Consider the following 17360-nt stretch of genomic DNA (forward strand, 5'->3'; position numbering starts at 1 on the left):
ATTTCAAAAGAAAAAAGCGCATCATTAAGATTAATCTTAAATGCAACACCCTGAAAAATAAGCACAAAAAAAGGGTGCCTTTGGTAGCGCCTCTTTTAGAGGACTATTTCAATATACCTTCATTATATTTATAAAAGCATAATAAAAGCGATCATGCTAAAAATGTAGTTCATGCTTTTAAATAGCATTAGCGGCGTCTTTAAATTTCACACATCATATTTAACAGAATAGAAAATTGACTATCTATTTATATTTTACACAAGAAATGTCAGTTCAATTTTTTGCTATTAGCGACTGCATAAAAAAACAAACCGCTCGCCATGAGGCCGCGCCACTCCTGACTTCGTGCCTGCTGGAAAAAGTTCTCGTAACCAGCTGGAATCTATCCGCGCTAATGAGCAATACCAGACAGCGCTATTTACGCCAGCAAAAGGTTTTGCTGGCGTAGCAGGAAACGATCGCTAACTATACTATTTTAGCACTGCTAAACTATTACTTAAGTTAACTACTCTCTGAAAGGTATAATTTAAACCAGTCGAGGGTACGCTGCCACGCCAGCTCGGCTGCGGCCTGGTCATAACGCGGCGTTGAGTCATTATGAAAACCGTGATTAACGCCGGGGTAGATATAGGCCTGATAGACCTTGTTGTTCGCCTTCAGCGCCTGTTCGTAGGCGGGCCAGCCCTCGTTGATGCGCGTGTCCAACTGGGCGTAGTGCAGCAGAATGGGTGCGTTGATTTTTGGCACATCGGCGATCGGAGCCTGGCGTCCATAGAAAGGTACGGCGCAGGCCAGCTCCGGATAGGCCACCGCCGCCGCGTTTGCTACGCCACCGCCATAGCAGAAACCGGTAATGCCGACCTTACCGGTAGCGTCAGGATGCCGCTGCATAAACTCGACTGCCGCAAAGAAGTCATTCATCAGCTTAGTGGGATCCACCTTCTGCTGAAGCGTCCGGCCTTCATCATCGTTACCCGGATAGCCACCCACCGAGCTTAAGCCATCCGGAGCCAGCGCAATATACCCTGCCTTGGCAACGCGACGCGCGACGTCCTCAATATAGGGATTCAGGCCCCGGTTCTCATGCACCACCACCACGGCTGGTACTTTACCCTCGACTTTGGTCGGTTTGACCAGATACCCACGCACTTCACCATGACCGTTTGGTGAGGGATAGTGAATATACTCCGGCAGAATATCCGGATCGGTAAACTCTACCTGAGTAGCAAGAGCGTAGTTTGGCTTGAGCAGATCGAACAGCGCCAGCGCGGTCATGCCGCCTACCGCATAACGGGTTGCCAGCTGTAAAAACTCGCGTTTGGAAATTTTGCCGTGGGCGTAGTAGTCGTAGTAATCAAGCAGTTCCTGCGGGAAGTCTTTGGCGGTCAGACGCGTCATCGTTACTCTCCGGAAAGTGAATACTTTTTAAGCAAAGCATAACGCAACGCGTTTGTCAGTCACCAGAACGGTTACTCAGCAGGGAACGTCTTCACCTCGCCGGGATCGACCTCCGGGCGCTGATACTCGGGCCATACCAGCACGACCAGCGCCGGGTAGGCTTCGAGGCTAAACTCACGAAAGCACTGGCGTAAATTGAGCACCTCCAGATCGGCATGAGAAACTCTCTCCCCGTTAAGGCAGCGCTTTTTTATATTGTCATAATAGCGGTACACCGCTGAATTGAGATCGCTACAGCGGCGCTGGGCCTCAAATAATCCCGCCGTACGATTCAACTCCGCTATGTTCATTCGCTTAATAGTAGAGTGCAGGAAATCAATATACTCATGATTTACCCGCCAGTACCATACGGGCGTAATGGCATTCATCAGTATGGAAAAGTGATCTTCGCCCTCCTCTTTCGTTAACGGGGTCGGGTCGGGCGAGGGGCTTATCTCTACCTCTGGCGAGTTTTTATTGAACCCACGCATCATTAAAAGTACGCCACCGGTGAGCAGCAGAAGGGCGATAACAGAATAGAAAATACTGTTCATTAGCAGGCTCCATTTTTTTTGATTTTAAAATTGCGCCATGATATTGTCAACGCAACTCACGCCTGTTTCACCTCCACCCCGTTGAAATCACAGGATATTAGCGATGCTGCCCGAGAATCTTGTCCCGGCACGTTTTCACGTTTCCACGATGAAAACGGACGCGGGAGAAGCAGAAAAAGATGTCAATTTAACCCAGGGAAAAAGAACGCTCGCAGATTATGAAAGCGATATATTAACCAACGTTAGCCGTACCCGGCAATCACGTAATATGCTGCTGGAAGAGCGCGACCGACATATAAAAGACAGATTATACCGGGTGGTAAAAATTGAATCCTTTAGCCGATTGCTGAACGATCTTCAGGCCGCAGGTGAAATCGACCCCCAGCTTTTAAGTCAAATAATCGCAAAAAAAACCACTGAGATAAATGACGCGGGAAATGAAATTTGGCTTAATCTCATAACCCAGGAAAAAGATACGCCGATGTTTTATACGCTACAGGACGATTCTCGTGAATAAAGATATTGATAATAACAATGTCTATTTGACTTTGGATGAGACAAAGAGCGATGAATTTATCTTAAAGCAAAACCTGGATGCATTAATTCAAAATAAAAATGAGACGATCCAGCGTATCGCCAGGGAGTCGATCACTATCCCCGCGGCGCTGATCAGGCTGAAGTGGCAAAATCGCCGTGAGATCTATGCTCTGCAGGTTAAAGAGGAGATTTACGGGGCAGCAATTGATGAAATCATTGCGCTACATCCCGATCTACAGGAAAAGATCATGGCAAAACTGGAGGCCCACTACCAGCATACTCTGGAACGTGAGGTCGCCACGCTGCGGCTCACCCGCAAGCTTGCCGACGGCGAGTACCGCACCGGCAGCGTCAACAGAGTCGCGCTTCAGGAGGAGCAGGAGAACCATACGGAATCGTCCGGTTCGCCTGCATTTCCCGCATAAGCATCTATCCTTAGTCTGGATGTATCACAGATGGAGACGACTTATGGCAAACGATCAGACAAAAATTCAGGACCCTACTACCCAGTATTACACTGAGGGATACCCGAAACAGTTACAGCCCGCGCCAGGGGTGCAGGCCAAAATGGATCCCGTCCCAGACTGTGGCGAGAAGAGCTATGTAGGTAGCGGCCGCCTTAAGGATCGTAAGGCACTGGTGACAGGGGGTGATTCCGGTATCGGGCGCGCTGCCGCCATCGCTTACGCGCGTGAAGGCGCTGATGTCGCTATCAACTACCTGCCCGCAGAGGAAGAGGATGCGCAGGAGGTTAAAGCGCTGATTGAAGCCGAAGGGCGCAAAGCGGTGCTGATCCCTGGCGACCTGACTGATGAAGCCTTTACCCGCTCGCTGGTCAACCAGGCGCGCGATGCCCTGGGCGGCTTAGATATCCTGGCGCTGGTTGCCGGTAAACAAACCGCCGTAGAAGATATTGCCGACCTTACCTCTGAGCAGTTTGAGCAGACCTATAAAACCAACGTCTTCTCGCTGTTCTGGATCACCCAAGAGGCGCTGAAGTTCCTGCAGCCGGGTGCCAGCATTATCACCACCTCGTCGGTGGAGGCCTATCAGCCAAATGCCACCCTGCTGGACTATGCCTCTACCAAGGCGGCCATCCTCAACTTTACCCGCGGGCTGGCAAAGCAGGTGGCAGAGAAAGGCATTCGCGTGAACAGCGTTGCGCCAGGCCCTGTCTGGACAGCACTGCAAATCTCTGGCGGCCAGCCGCAGGAGAAACTGCCGAAGTTTGGGCAGTCAACGCCGCTGAAACGCGCCGGGCAGCCTGCTGAGGTCGCCGCTATTTACGTCTACCTGGCGAGCCAGGAGTCGAGCTATGTGACCGCCGAAGTACACGGCGTCACCGGCGGGATGCATTTAAGCTAGTTCTTGCGTCCAACAAAAAAGGGGCCGCGCTGGCCCCTTTTTTTATCTACCTACCGCGCTTATTTCGGGCGCTGAAGCGTGGAAATTTTCCGCGACCTGGGAAAAATAACTCAGTAATTGATTATCATGTGCGGGCATACGTGTATGAGCAGGCGTAACCAGTCCCATTAACAGGAAACAGCCATTTTCCCACATATGCTCAGTGTAGATAAGGTAGTGGTTTGATGTACGTTTGTAGTTCTGTTGCCTTGCATTCCAGCTAAGTTGAAAATACAAATTAACGTGAATATGCTGAACATTCGCCTCGACTGCAAAAGGCGGGAAGTCAAAAGGCGCATCTCGACCAAGAAGGTCTGAAGGTGCCCCCGTTGATTTATACGTGAGAAATTCGGCCCTTAGTTGATTTGCCAGATGAGGAAAGGCACTAAACGTCGGCTGAAAAAACTCACTCCATGTAACCTTACTGTATTCTGCCGTTAGTGCCATTTAACCGCGGCCTTGTTGCCGGTCATCAGCAGCTGGCGCATCGCTGCGAAATCGACACCAGACTCACGCACTTCGGTTGTACGTGTAATCTGGTCAATAAGGTTAAGATAGTTTTTGGTTGCGAAGCTAAGCATCTTAATCGCCTTCACAAAAGCGAACTCAACCGAGTCTTTATCGTAAGAGAGTACGATCTCTTTTTCAGGCAGCATGAGGACGAAGGATTCAGCGATACCCGCCACGTGAATAGCTTGGCTCTTGATCTCTTCAGCCACGTTGGTTGCTCCATCAACGTCGCTATCAGCATAACGCGCAAGTTCAGCACGACCAGAGCGCAGCTGTTCGGTCACCTGGGTAAGCGCCTCAGCTAATTCTTTAATGTCACGCTTATTGACCCTGGCCCCCATCTCATAAACCCGTTCGACAATCATAGGTTGGCAAGCAGCCGCTTTGGGCTGTGGTTGAAGACTGGCAATAACCAGCGCTACTGCTGCCTGTAAATGGTGGATTTTCACGATAAACTCCATAAGCGTCACCCTCGGCAAGGCATAGCATTGTACTACTGAACTTAACTATACGCTAAAAAAAGGCTGGTTGAATATAAGACTCAAACGGCCCAGATATGAATCGCTTACGGTTTTTGGGGATGTAAAAAAGGGGCCACGATGGCCCCTTCTTTATCTACCTACCACGCTTATTTCGGGCGGGTTACCTCTTCACCTACCAGGCCAATCTTCAGATAGCCGGCCTGATGCAGGGTGTCCATCACCTTCATCATCGTCTCATAGTCTACGGTTTTATCCGCACGGAAGAAGATGGTGGTGTCCTTCTTGCCTTCGGTCAGAGCGTTCAGCGCATTAACCATCGTCTCTTCGGTCACCGGATCGTTGCCGATAAACATGCTGTTATCCGCTTTTACCGACAGGTAGACCGGTTTTTCCGGACGCGGTTGCGGCTGGCTGGACGAGGCCGGCAAGTTTACCTTCACGTCAACGGTGGCCAGCGGCGCTGCCACCATGAAGATAATCAGCAGCACCAGCATGACGTCGATAAACGGCGTCACGTTGATCTCATGCATTTCGCCGTTATCGTCCAGGTTTTCATTAAGACGCATTGCCATACGGAATTAACCTAAACGTAATTTCTGTGCGGAGTGAACCGGCGCAGCCGACGGGCTGGCAGCCAGGTCGAGATCGCGGCTCTGTAACAGCAGCACCTGCGCGGCAACGTCGCCCAGCATGGCTTTATAGCCGCCGATAGAGCGGGCAAAGATGTTATAGATCACCACCGCCGGGATCGCCGCGACCAGGCCGATTGCCGTCGCCAGCAGCGCTTCGGCGATGCCGGGTGCAACGACCGCAAGGTTAGTGGTCTGCGTCTGGGCGATGCCGATGAAGCTGTTCATGATGCCCCATACGGTACCAAACAGACCGATAAACGGCGAGATAGCGCCGATGGTCGCGAGAAAGCCATTACCGCGGCCCAGATGACGGCCAACGGCAGCGACGCGACGCTCCAGGCGGAAACCGGTACGCTCTTTGATGCCTTCGTTATCTTCAGAGCCAGCGGAGAGCTCGAGCTCGTTCTGCGCTTCGTTCAGCAGTTGCGTGCTGAGGCTGTTGGCATGGAAGCCCGCTGCGATTTCGCTCGCCTGATCCAACGTGCGCGCTTCGCTTAACAGCTTCTGCTCGCGCTTAAGACGGCGCTTATGCGAGAACATCTCCACGCTTTTGCTGAAGAAGATCGCCCAGGTGACAATGGACGCCAGAATCAAGCCAATCATCACCAGCTTTACGACGATATCGGCATGGTGATACATACCCCAAACGGAGAGATCCGTCTGCATCAAATTATTACCCACTCTGTATCTCCGGACGAAAATCACAAAATCTGAGCGTAATAATATCAAAACAGCATCGAATTGATAGTAGTTCTCATTAGTATTTACATAGTGGCGTAATTTTGACAAAGTTTCCTTGCGCTTACGCAGTAAAAAATGCCGTAAGCGCAATTTTCAGAAAACTATCGAACCTCCAGTACAAAATTATCAAAGCGGCATTCACCGTGATCCTGCGCATCTGCCGTGGCTGCGGCAAAGATCCCTACCTTAGCCCCTACCCATTTTCCCTTGCCCGCGGCAAAGGTGCGCGGTACCGGCTGCCACGCCCCGCTATCTTCACGCCAGGCAAACTGGCAGACGCCGCCCTCCCCTACGCTCACCTGAAGCTCACAGGTTGCGCCTGAGAGCGAGTGAAGCGCCTGACGCTGCTCCCTAATGACGCCCGTATCGCTCATCCAGCCATGGATATAGCAGAGCTGATAGTTCTCCTCGTGACGGGCAATAACCAGCGCCGCGTAGCGTTCGCCATAGATAATCAGCCCGCCGAAACTCTCAGGATCTGCGGCGTTGAGCGTTGCGCGCGTGCGGGCCGCAAAGGCAAATGCGGGAAACTTTTGCAGCAGCAGCTGCGGGGCGGCGTAGAGTGTTTTCTGACCTGCAAACTCGGGCAGCGGGATACAGCGCAGTTGAAGGCCCTTGCTGGCCGGAACCCGCCAGCAGGGCTGGGGATTGGCCTGCCACTGCCACTGTAGCCCCGGCCTACCGGTGGCAAAATCGTCGCTGGTCTGGGGCGTATAGGGCGTTACCGCAGGCAAGCCGCCGGGCTTTTGCCAGCGCAGAACCGGCTGGCCAGCGCCTGCCTCACCAAAAGGCTCACCTATGCGCGGCCAGCCATCCTCGCCCCATGACATCGGCTGGAGATGAACAATACGGCCATAGAGGTGCGCATCCTGGAAATGGACAAACCAGCACTCGCCGTTTTTCAGCTCTACCCATCCCCCTTGATGAGGGCCGTTCACGGCAGTATCTCCCTGAAAGAGTACGTTTCGTGCCTCCCACGGCCCAGCGATCTCTGGCGCGCGCAGTACCGCCTGCCAGCCGGTCTCCACCCCGCCCGCCGGGGCGAAGATATAGTAGAGGCCGTTGCGCTTATAGACCTTCGGCCCCTCCAGCGTCGGGAGATCGCAGCTGCCATCATAGATAATTTGCCCCTCTCCCTGTAACGCCGTACCGTCTGGCTTCATCGAGAAAAGCTGTAGCCTATGCTTAATGCCGCTGCGGCTATGGGCGAAGGCGTGAACCAGCCAGGCGCTACCGTCCTCATCCCAGAAGGGACAGGGATCGATCCAGCCTTTAGCTGGCTGAACGCAGTGCGGCTTGCTCCACTTCCCCCACGGATCCTGGGTATGACACATAAAAATCCCTTCGTCCGGGGTGCTGAAAAAGACCCACAGGCGATCGTCATGCCAGCGCAGCGAGGGTGCCCATACCCCTTTTCCAGGCTGCATGACATCGTAGCCGGGAAGATCGAATGCGGTGAAGACATGGTTGACGATCCGCCAGCTGACCAGATCCGTTGAGTGCAGCACCGGCAGGGCGGGCATATGGTTAAAGCTCGACGAGACCATAAAGAAGTCATCCCCAACGCGGACGATATCCGGATCGGAGTAGTCAGCGCAGAGGATCGGGTTTTGATAGGTATCCTGAGACATGATGCGGCTCCCTTATGCGTTTTTCAGTTCATCGCCCACCAGCACCGGACGGTCGCTGGCAGCGGGGCGGGCAGCCTGCTCACGGGCGGCCAGATCGCGCTGGATGGTGGCCATCATGGTGTCATCGAGCTTATAGAAGCGCGCCAGCCACCAGAGGATCAGATAGGAGATCGATGGCCCCAGGGTCAGCAGGCCGACAATACCGGCGGTGGCCAGCGGCGTCTGTTCGGCAACGCCCGCCTGATAGCCAAACAGGCCCAGAGCAAACCCGACGGCAGCGCCCGCTACGGCCATCCCCATTTTTAAGGCAAAGAGATTACCCGAATAGGATAAACCGGTAATGCGGTGGCCGAATTTCCATTCACCGTAGTCCGCCGCATTAGCCATCATATTCCATTTAAAAGGCTGGTACATTTGATGGAAAAAGCCGACCAGGAAATAGAGTGGAAACACTACAGCCAGCCATGTAGGTGGAATAAAGAACATCACCACGCCGGTAAAGACCAGCAGCAGGTTAATATTTTTAAACAGTGAGACGGCGCGGTAGCGTTTAGCTAAATATCCCGCCGCGAGGCTGCCAATAATCGTACCGACCACGCTGGTAGAGACAAAGGCCGATTTCATTACCGTGCCGGTTGCCGTCTGTATGCCGCCCATCATTAAATAGGTGGCATAATAGAGCGTCGCTGCGCTGCGCATTACCCCTGCCATACTGGAAAAGAAAGTGATAATTGCCACAATGCGCCACTGATCGTTTGCCAGCAGGCAGCGAATATCCTCCCGCACGCTGCTCTGGGTTTCTACCACCGGGGCAACGCGCTCGTTGGTTGAGAAAAAACAGAACAGCAGCATGACGATGGCAATTGCGCCCATAATGCCCATTGTGGCCTGGAAGCCAAACTGTTTATCCTCTTTGCCCAGCCAGTCCACCAGAAACAGGGTAGCGACCGACACCATCAGCCCGGCAGCGGACGAGATGGTAAAGCGATAAGCCTGCGCCGACAGGCGATCTTTCTCATCGCGGGTAATGACCCCACCCAGCGCACAGTAGGGAATATTGATAAAGGTGTAGCAGAGCATGAGTAGCGTGTAGGTAATATAGGCGTAGATCAGCTTGCCGGATGCGCCAAAGTCTGGCGTCGTAAATGTCATGACGGCAAGTACCGCGTAGGGTACGGCAAACCAAATAAGCCAGGGGCGGAAATGCCCCCAGCGGGTTTTAACCCGATCGGCAACGATGCCGGTTAGCGGATCGGTAATGGCATCAAGGATGCGGGTCACTAAAAACATCACCCCCACCGCTGCCGCGGAGAGGCCGTAAATATCGGTATAGAACCAGGTTAAAAACATGGTCACGGAGGAGTAAACAATGCCGCAGGCGGCATCTCCCATGCCAAACCCTAATTTTTCTGCAATCGACAACCTTGTATTATTTGCCACAATCAATCTCCCACAGAATAAGTTTGCGTCAATCTACGGCTATTTTTCCGCTGTGGCCTATTGCTATATTTCACTCCCGTTTTATGTTTTTTGATAACTGATACAGGTATCACACATCTTTGCTTTTGGTATTACACGTTGCGCTAAAGCTGTCTACCACTGACGGGAAGGCAAAAAAAATTTCCCCCATTTCTGGCAAATGACGGGGTTAATTTCTGCCGGGTCGTGGTAGTCTAGACATCCAGACGTATAAAATCAGGGTAGCGTGAAGATGACAGCGAAGCACATTGATACCGCGCTGGTGAATGCCGGGCGCAGCAAAAAATATACCCAAGGGTCGGTGAACAGCGTGATCCAACGCGCTTCGTCGCTGGTCTTTGAAACGGTGGAAGCCAAGAAGCAGGCAACGCGCGGCCGTGCTAAAGGCGAGCTGTTCTATGGCCGCCGGGGGACGCTGACCCACTTCTCTTTGCAGGAGGCAATGTGCGAGCTGGAGGGCGGCGCAGGCTGCGCGCTTTTCCCCTGCGGCGCTGCCGCCGTGGCTAACACCATCCTCGCCTTTGTTGAGCAGGGCGACCACGTCCTGGTGACCAATACCGCCTATGAGCCTACCCAGGATTTCTGTAGCAAAATTCTGGCTAAGCTCGGCGTGACTACCGGCTGGTTCGACCCGCTGATCGGCGCGGACATTGCCAACCTGATCCAGCCCAACACCAAAGTGGTGTTCCTTGAAGCGCCAGGCTCCATCACCATGGAGGTCCACGACGTCCCGGCCATTGTCGAGGCGGTGAGACGCGTTGCGCCAGAGGCGATCATCATGATCGACAATACCTGGGCGGCGGGCATTCTGTTTAAGGCGCTGGAGTTTGGGATCGATATCTCTATCCAGGCTGGCACCAAGTACCTGATTGGTCACTCGGATGCGATGGTCGGCACGGCGGTCTCCAACGCCCGCTGCTGGGATCAGCTGCGTGAGAATGCCTACCTGATGGGCCAGATGCTGGATGCAGATACCGCCTACATGACCAGCCGCGGCCTGCGCACCCTGGGCGTACGCCTGCGCCAGCACCATGAGAGCAGCCTGGCCATTGCCGAGTGGCTGGCGACGCATCCGCAGGTGGCGAAGGTGAACCATCCTGCCCTGCCTGGCAGCAAGGGCTACGAGTACTGGAAGCGGGACTTTACTGGCAGCAGCGGCCTCTTTTCCTTTGTGCTCAACAAACGCCTGAGCAACGACGAGCTGGCGGCCTATCTCGACAACTTCAGCCTGTTCAGCATGGCCTACTCATGGGGCGGCTTTGAATCGCTGATCCTCGCCAACCAGCCGGAACACATTGCGGCTATTCGTCCAGAAGGTGAGATCGACTTCACCGGGACGTTGATCCGTGTGCATATCGGTTTAGAAAACGTTGACGATCTGATTGCTGATTTAGCGGCAGGATTTGAGCGTATCGTGTAGAGTGTATGAGGCTGGTACAGTTTTAGACAAAACCAGTGGAATTGTCTGCATTTCTTGCGTTAACGATCAAGGTGCTGCGGGCATTTCGGGAGTACAATAAGCCTTAATTACGCGGTTCCACAGGAATGTCCATGGCTGTTATTCAAGAAATTATCGCTGCGCTCTGGCAACACGATTTCGCAGCGTTAGCTAATCCCCATGTTGTTGGCGTTGTTTACCTGGTTATGTTTGCAACGCTGTTTTTGGAAAATGGACTGCTCCCTGCCTCATTCCTGCCCGGCGACAGCCTGCTGCTGTTGACCGGGGCGCTGATAGCCCGTGGCGTAATGGACTTTATCCCGGCGCTGGTCATTCTGACCACTGCAGCCAGTCTTGGCTGCTGGCTGAGCTATATTCAGGGCCGCTGGCTCGGAAATACGCGGGTGGTTAAAAGCTGGCTGGCGCAGCTGCCGGCGAAGTATCACCAGCGCGCAACCTGCATGTTTGACAAGCATGGCCTGCTGGCGCTGCTGGCCGGACGCTTTCTTGCCTTTGTGCGCACTCTGCTGCCAACCATGGCCGGTATCTCCGGGCTGTCGAACCGCCGCTTCCAGTTCTTTAACTGGCTAAGCGCCCTGCTGTGGGTGGGCGTCGTCACCGGTCTCGGCTATGCCCTGAGCATGATCCCCTTCGTGAAACGCCATGAGGATCAGGTCATGACTTTCCTGATGATCCTCCCGGTTTTCCTGCTGGTGGCCGGACTGCTGGGTACGCTGGTGGTGGTGATTAAGAAGAAGTACTGCAACGCCTGATCTCTTCGCGATGGTAAATGCCGGATGGCGCTGCGCTTATCCGGCCTACCTAAATTTATACTCCCCTAATCCGTGCCGCATCCTCTCCCGGCGTTACGCCAAAGTAGCGTTTAAACTCGCGACTGAACTGCGACGGGCTTTCGTAGCCGACGCGTATCGCCGCCGCGCTGGCCTTCATGCCGTCGTGGATCATCAGCATCCGCGCCCGGTGCAGGCGATAGGTTTTCAGATACTGCAGCGGCGAGGTGCTGGTCACCGATTTAAAGTTATGGTGAAACGCCGACACGCTCATGTTCGCTTCGGCGGCCAGCTGGTCCACGCTCAGGTTCTCGGTATACTGGCTCTCGATACGTTTCAATACCCGGCTGATGAGGCTGAAGTGGGTCTGGCGACTGACCAGCGCTAAGAGCGCTCCGCCGCACGGCCCGGTCAGTACGTGGTAGAGGATTTCGCGCACGATCTGCTTGCCTAAAATCCGCGCATCCAGCGGGCGGGCCATCACGTCCAGCAGCCGCTCAATGGCGCAGAGGATCTCTCCCGACAGCGTAGCCGAATTGATTCCGCTTGCCGCCATGGCGGGCTGGAAGTGCTCGTCCTCGCCAATGTCCATCAGCAGCTCCTGCAGCTGCAAAATATCAACGTTCAGGCGGATCCCCGCCAGCGGCACCTCTGGCGTGGCGAAGGTCTCACACTCAAAGGGCAGCGGCACGGTGAGCAGCAGATACTCATTGGTGTCGTAGCGAAAAACGCGATCGTTGATATAACCAATTTTATGCCCGGAAAAGAGGATCACGATGCCAGGCTGATACATCACCGGCGTGCGCGTTCCCGGCTGGGTGCCGTAGAGCAGGCGTACGTCGGGCAGCAGCGCGCTAAGCCTGTTTTCATTATCTTTCAGCTGTTTAATCTGCTGCGTCAGCTGGCGGCAGATGGCGTCGCGGTTCATTTTCTGACTTCTCCAGGGCGATATTGAGCTATGCCCAGTGTGCGCTTTTTTGTGCGTTTTCTCCAGCACGCGGGAGGAATGGGCAAGAGATCGGCAGGAATATGCATTGAGACCGCCGGGCGCGGAGACCACAATAGTCCCCAGCAGGCAGCCCGCTGCCGTTTGTCTTTTCACCGATACAAGGGAAAGCGTCATGAATAATTTTAATCTGCATACCCCCACCCGCATCCTGTTTGGTAAGAACGCCATTGCCGATCTGCGCGATCAGATCCCGGCAGGCGCACGGGTGCTGATCACCTATGGCGGCGGCAGCGTCAAAAAAACCGGCGTGCTGGATCAGGTCTATAGCGCCCTCAACGGCCTCGACGTGCTGGAATTTGGCGGCATTGAGCCGAATCCCTCTTACGAAACCCTGATGAAGGCCGTGGCTATCGCCCGCGAAGAGAAGATCACCTTCCTGCTGGCAGTAGGTGGCGGCTCGGTGCTGGACGGCACGAAATTTATCGCCGCCGCTGCGCACTATGCTGACGGCATCGATCCGTGGCACATTCTGCAAACCCGCGGCAGCGAAATCAAAAGCGCGATCCCGATGGGCTCCGTGCTGACCCTGCCGGCCACCGGCTCCGAGTCAAACAAGGGCGCGGTCGTTTCCCGTAAAACCACCGGTGATAAACAGGCGTTCCACTCCCCGTTTGTCCAGCCGGTGTTTGCTATCCTCGACCCGGTCTACACCTATACCCTGCCGCCGCGCCAGGTAGCGAACGGCGTGGTTGATGCCTTTGTCCATACCGTTGAGCAGTACGTGACCTATCCGGTCGATGGCAAAATTCAGGATCGCTTCGCGGAAGGCATTCTGTTGACGCTAATCGAAGATGGCCCGAAGGCGCTGCTGGAGCCGGAAAACTACAACGTGCGTGCCAACATGATGTGGGCGGCAACCCAGGCACTCAACGGTCTGATCGGCGCAGGCGTGCCGCAGGACTGGGCCACCCATATGCTGGGCCACGAGCTGACGGCGATGCACGGTCTGGATCATGCCCAGACGCTGGCGGTCGTGCTGCCTGCGCTGTGGAATGAAAAACGCGACGCCAAACGCGGCAAGCTGCTGCAGTATGCCGAGCGCGTCTGGAACATTACCGAAGGCAGCGACGACGAGCGTATCGACGCCGCCATTGCCGCCACGCGCAATTTCTTTGAGCAGATGGGCGTCCCGACCCGCCTCTCCGGCTACGGTCTCGACGGCAGCTCTATCCCTGCCCTGCTTGAGAAGCTGAACGAACATGGTATGACCCAATTAGGCGAACATCAGGATATTACCCTCGACGTTAGCCGTCGCATCTACGAAGCCGCGCGCTAAAGGTTTTTTCTTCTAAGACTTTCGTTTTTGGGCTTTTCGTCCAGACTTAAGTCACTCAACTCCACCTGGGCCAGCCCGGGTGGATTTCATATAAGGAGGAATGCATGGCAAATCCAACCGTGATTAAGCTTCAGGACGGCAACGTAATGCCGCAGCTGGGCCTCGGCGTATGGAAAGCGGGCAACGAGGAGGTCGTCTCCGCCATTCATAAGGCGCTTGAGGTGGGCTATCGCTCGATTGATACCGCCGCGGCCTACAAAAATGAAGAGGGCGTCGGCAAGGCTATCGAAAGCGCGGGGATCCCGCGTAGCGATCTGTTTATCACCACCAAGCTGTGGAATGACGATCAGACCCGCCCTGAGGAAGCGTTGCAGACGAGCCTCGACAAGCTGAAACTCGATCATGTTGATCTCTACCTGATGCACTGGCCGGTTCCGGCTATCGATCATTACGTTGAAGCCTGGAAGGGGATGATCAAACTTCAGGAGCAGGGGCTGGTGAAGAGCATCGGCGTCTGTAACTTCCAGATTAGCCACCTGCAGCGTCTGATCGACGAAACTGGCGTGACGCCGGTGATCAACCAGATTGAGCTGCATCCGCTGCTGCAGCAGCGTCAGCTTCATGCCTGGAACGCCACCCATAAGATCCAGACCGAATCCTGGAGTCCGCTAGCCCAGGGCGGCGAAGGGGTCTTTGACCAGAAGATCATTCGCGAACTGGCGGACAAGTACGGTAAAACCCCGGCGCAGATCGTGATCCGCTGGCACCTGGATCAGGGCCTGGTGGTGATCCCGAAATCGGTCACCCCGGCACGCATTGCGGAAAACTTTAAGGTGTGGGATTTCCGCCTCGATAAAGACGAGCTGAGCGAGATCGCGAAGCTTGATAAGAGCAAACGCCTCGGCCCGGATCCGGACCAGTTCGGCGGCTAAGCGCCTCTTTAATCCCCCAACCCGGCCTCTGTGCCGGGTTTTTTTGCCTCGTTTCCCTGCAAAAGAAACATCCTGCAACAATTCCCCTTGATTATTAGGTGTATTTTTTACGCGCCTGGGCGCAGCATAGACCTGACATAACCCATTGATTATTCATACGATCCATTTCTTAATTTTTTTTCATCCGCACGATGAATAAGGACATGGCTGTGGCGGAAACAAAATCCTCGGGCGTCCGGTGGCTCCCACTCATCATCATCGTTGCCGCTGCGGCGGCTCTCTGGCAACTGATTCCCCCTTCCGGTCTGAGCGTGGCGGCATGGCGTTCGGCCATTATCTTTGTGGCAACCATCGCCGCCATTGTGGCGAAGGTGCTGCCGATTGGCGCGGTAGGCATTATCGGCATCACCGTCTTTGCGCTGGCCTACGCCGCTGGGGACACCACCGCCAGCGGAGCCATTACCACGGCGCTGAGCGAACTGAACAGCTCGCTGATCTGGCTGATCGTCGTTGCCTTTATGATTGCCCGCGGCTTCATCAAAACCGGTCTCGGGCGGCGGATCGCCCTGCAGATGATCCGCCTGCTGGGTAAACGCACCCTCGGGCTGGCCTACGGGCTGGCGTTTGCCGATCTGATCCTCTCTCCGGCGATGCCCAGCAACACCGCCCGCTGCGGAGGCGTGATCTATCCTATCGCCGACTCGCTGGCGCGCAGCTTCGACTCCCGCCCGGATGACGAATCACGCAGTAAAATCGGCACCTTTCTCATCACCTGCATCGGCAACGTTAACGACGTCACCGCCGCGCTGTTTATGACTGGCTACACCGGCAACCTGCTGGCGGTGAAGCTCGCCGCCAACGCTGGCGTGACCCTGACATGGGGTAGCTGGTTTATGGCAGCCCTGCTGCCCTGTCTGGTATCGCTGCTGATCGTCCCGCTGCTGGTCTACTGGCTCACCCGCCCGGAGATCCGCCATACGCCGGATGCGCCAGCGCTGGCCCGTCAGGAGCTGACGCAGATGGGCAGCATGTCGCGCGGCGAGTGGCTGATGCTCGGCACGGTGGTGGTTCTGCTGGTGCTGTGGATTTTCGGCGATACGCTCGGCGTTGACCCAACGACGGCGTCGTTTGTGGGCCTCTCTGTTCTGCTGCTCTCCGGCGTACTGAGCTGGGAGGATGTAAAGAGCGAAAAAGGGGCGTGGGATACGCTGATCTGGTTTGCGGCGCTGCTGATGATGGCCAACCAGCTGAAAAAGCTCGGGTTCACCACCTGGTTTGGTAACCTGATTGGCGACAGCCTCGCCAGCTCGCTGCACGGCACTAGCTGGGTAGTGGTTTTACTGTTGCTGAACGCGGCCTACTTCTACACCCACTACTTTTTTGCCAGCGGCAACGCGCAGATTGCCGCCCTCTACGCCGTGTTTCTCGGCGTCGGGCTGCATCTGGGGATCCCTGCTGCGCCCTGCGCGCTAATGCTGGCGTTTACCAGCAGCCTCTACTGCTCTCTGACCCAGTATACCCATGCTCGTGGCCCGATCCTGTTCGGTGCGGGCTACGTGCCCACCGGGGTCTGGTGGCGCACGGGGTTCCTGGTCAGCCTCTTCAACCAGGCGGTCTTTATTAGCGTAGGACTCGCCTGGTGGAAGGTGATTGGGCTGTATTAGCCCTTCGCGCCTGCCTTACTGCGAACTTTATGGCCTGCCGGCGTCTGGCGCTGGTGGGCAATCGGCGTGTGCTTGGTGAGCGCCGGGCGCGTATTACGGTTCTGGCGCTTCGCCTCACGCATCTCGTCGAGGGTTGGCGCAGGCACCAGGCAGTCGCGACGACTGCCGATCAGGTGCTTTTTACCCATCTCTTCTAGCGCCTGACGGATCAGCGGCCAGTTTTTCGGATCGTGATAGCGCAGCAGCGCCTTATGCAAGCGACGCTGTTTATCACCCTTCGGCACCACGACGTTCTCGCTCTTGTAACCAATCTTGCCGAGCGGGTTCTTGCCGGTGTAGTACATGGTCGTCGAGTTGGCGAGCGGCGACGGGTAGAAGTTCTGCACCTGGTCGAGGCGGAAGCGGTGCTTTTTGAGCCACAGGGCCATATTCACCATGTCTTCATCCCGCGTTCCCGGATGGGCAGAGATAAAGTACGGGATCAGGTACTGCTCTTTACCGGCCTGCTTTGAGTAGGTATCGAACAGCTCTTTGAAGCGATCGTAGCTGCCCATCCCCGGCTTCATCATCTTCGACAGCGGGCCTTCCTCGGTGTGCTCCGGCGCAATTTTCAGGTAGCCGCCCACGTGATGGGTCGCCAGCTCTTTGATATAGCGAGGATCCTCCACGGCGATGTCATAGCGTACCCCGGATGCGATAAGGATCTTCTTGATCCCCTTCAGATCGCGGGCGCGGCGGTAGAGGTTGATCGTCGGCTCGTGGTTGGTATCCATGTGCGGGCAGATATCCGGGTAGACGCACGACAGGCGGCGGCAGGTCTGCTCCGCACGCGGCGACTTGCAG

At 55.3% G+C, this 17360-nt stretch carries 18 protein-coding genes; 8 read left to right on the plus strand and 10 right to left on the minus strand.

The window, feature by feature from the left end; translation table 11 throughout:
• Positions 1 to 501: 501 nt before the first annotated feature.
• Positions 502 to 1398 carry a YghX family hydrolase gene (gene yghX, locus RTP97_RS14760; RefSeq protein ID WP_312414962.1) on the minus strand — a complete coding sequence of 299 codons (897 nt, stop codon included), beginning with the start codon at positions 1396 to 1398 and terminating at the stop codon, positions 502 to 504.
• 71 nt (positions 1399 to 1469) lie between these two features.
• Positions 1470 to 1991, minus strand: coding sequence for an ESA_00282 family adhesion-associated protein (locus tag RTP97_RS14765; RefSeq protein WP_312414964.1), 522 nt, complete (start codon positions 1989 to 1991; stop codon positions 1470 to 1472).
• A gap of 103 nt (positions 1992 to 2094) precedes the next feature.
• Between RTP97_RS14765 and RTP97_RS14770 the strand changes: the two genes are divergently transcribed.
• From RTP97_RS14770 to RTP97_RS14780, 3 genes are read left to right on the plus strand one after another with little or no spacing between them, the layout of a single operon-like run.
• Positions 2095 to 2508, plus strand: coding sequence for a hypothetical protein (locus RTP97_RS14770; protein ID WP_312414966.1), 414 nt, complete (start codon positions 2095 to 2097; stop codon positions 2506 to 2508).
• Positions 2501 to 2953 carry a cytoplasmic protein gene (locus tag RTP97_RS14775; RefSeq protein WP_312414968.1) on the plus strand — a complete coding sequence of 151 codons (453 nt, stop codon included), beginning with the start codon at positions 2501 to 2503 and terminating at the stop codon, positions 2951 to 2953. Before RTP97_RS14770 ends, RTP97_RS14775 begins: the two co-directional genes overlap by 8 nt.
• A 43-nt stretch (positions 2954 to 2996) precedes the next feature.
• Entirely contained in the window at positions 2997 to 3893 is an 897-nt protein-coding gene (locus RTP97_RS14780) for an SDR family oxidoreductase (RefSeq protein WP_312212109.1), read from the plus strand.
• Between the two features lie 42 nt (positions 3894 to 3935).
• On the opposite strand, the gene RTP97_RS14785 is transcribed toward RTP97_RS14780, so the two are convergent.
• The 6 genes from RTP97_RS14785 to RTP97_RS14810 form a co-directional block, all read right to left on the minus strand.
• Positions 3936 to 4379 carry a type II toxin-antitoxin system YafO family toxin gene (locus RTP97_RS14785; RefSeq protein ID WP_312414970.1) on the minus strand — a complete coding sequence of 148 codons (444 nt, stop codon included), beginning with the start codon at positions 4377 to 4379 and terminating at the stop codon, positions 3936 to 3938.
• Positions 4370 to 4903, minus strand: a complete 534-nt coding sequence (locus RTP97_RS14790) for a hypothetical protein (protein ID WP_312414972.1) — start codon at positions 4901 to 4903, stop codon at positions 4370 to 4372. The genes RTP97_RS14785 and RTP97_RS14790 overlap by 10 nt, the downstream gene beginning before the upstream one ends.
• A gap of 167 nt (positions 4904 to 5070) precedes the next feature.
• Complete coding sequence (exbD, locus tag RTP97_RS14795) at positions 5071 to 5496, minus strand: TonB system transport protein ExbD (RefSeq protein ID WP_312414974.1); 426 nt, start codon at positions 5494 to 5496, stop codon at positions 5071 to 5073.
• Between the two features lie 6 nt (positions 5497 to 5502).
• Positions 5503 to 6237: a tol-pal system-associated acyl-CoA thioesterase gene (gene exbB / locus RTP97_RS14800; RefSeq protein WP_312212106.1), complete on the minus strand. Its 735-nt coding sequence runs from the start codon at positions 6235 to 6237 to the stop codon at positions 5503 to 5505.
• A 161-nt stretch (positions 6238 to 6398) separates the two neighbouring features.
• The gene (locus RTP97_RS14805; protein WP_312414976.1) at positions 6399 to 7928 is read right to left on the minus strand and encodes a glycoside hydrolase 43 family protein; all 1530 of its coding nucleotides are present in this window, start codon (positions 7926 to 7928) and stop codon (positions 6399 to 6401) included.
• Positions 7929 to 7940: 12 nt separating this feature from the next.
• Positions 7941 to 9320, minus strand: coding sequence for a glycoside-pentoside-hexuronide (GPH):cation symporter (locus RTP97_RS14810; protein WP_409455951.1), 1380 nt, complete (start codon positions 9318 to 9320; stop codon positions 7941 to 7943).
• 319 nt (positions 9321 to 9639) lie between these two features.
• Between RTP97_RS14810 and metC the strand changes: the two genes are divergently transcribed.
• Together metC and yghB are read left to right on the plus strand one after the other, a co-directional pair.
• Entirely contained in the window at positions 9640 to 10827 is a 1188-nt protein-coding gene (gene metC / locus RTP97_RS14815) for a cystathionine beta-lyase (protein WP_312414981.1), read from the plus strand.
• A 131-nt stretch (positions 10828 to 10958) separates the two neighbouring features.
• A complete protein-coding gene (gene yghB / locus RTP97_RS14820; RefSeq protein WP_312414983.1) occupies positions 10959 to 11618 on the plus strand; it encodes a DedA family general envelope maintenance protein YghB in 660 nt (219 codons plus the stop codon).
• Between the two features lie 55 nt (positions 11619 to 11673).
• Here the strand turns inward: yghB and RTP97_RS14825 are convergent, their stop codons facing one another.
• Positions 11674 to 12564 carry an AraC family transcriptional regulator gene (locus RTP97_RS14825; RefSeq protein WP_312414985.1) on the minus strand — a complete coding sequence of 297 codons (891 nt, stop codon included), beginning with the start codon at positions 12562 to 12564 and terminating at the stop codon, positions 11674 to 11676.
• 193 nt (positions 12565 to 12757) lie between these two features.
• Here RTP97_RS14825 and yqhD point away from each other — a divergent pair, with 193 nt between their 5' ends.
• The 3 genes from yqhD (at position 12758) to RTP97_RS14840 (ending at position 16517) form a co-directional block, all read left to right on the plus strand.
• Positions 12758 to 13921 (plus strand): alcohol dehydrogenase, encoded by a 1164-nt coding sequence (gene yqhD / locus RTP97_RS14830; RefSeq protein WP_312414987.1) that lies wholly within the window; start codon positions 12758 to 12760, stop codon positions 13919 to 13921.
• Positions 13922 to 14025: 104 nt separating this feature from the next.
• On the plus strand, positions 14026 to 14853 hold the full coding sequence (gene dkgA, locus RTP97_RS14835) for a 2,5-didehydrogluconate reductase DkgA (RefSeq protein ID WP_312212099.1): 828 nt from the start codon (positions 14026 to 14028) through the stop codon (positions 14851 to 14853).
• Between the two features lie 191 nt (positions 14854 to 15044).
• Positions 15045 to 16517 (plus strand): DASS family sodium-coupled anion symporter, encoded by a 1473-nt coding sequence (locus RTP97_RS14840; RefSeq protein WP_312414989.1) that lies wholly within the window; start codon positions 15045 to 15047, stop codon positions 16515 to 16517.
• Here the strand turns inward: RTP97_RS14840 and RTP97_RS14845 are convergent.
• The coding region (locus RTP97_RS14845; protein WP_312414992.1) for a DUF3362 domain-containing protein at positions 16514 to 17360 on the minus strand (847 nt) is incomplete at its 5' end. The genes RTP97_RS14840 and RTP97_RS14845 overlap by 4 nt on opposite strands.

Source organism: Pseudescherichia sp. (assembly GCF_031998825.1).
Taxonomy (GTDB): domain Bacteria; phylum Pseudomonadota; class Gammaproteobacteria; order Enterobacterales; family Enterobacteriaceae; genus Pseudescherichia.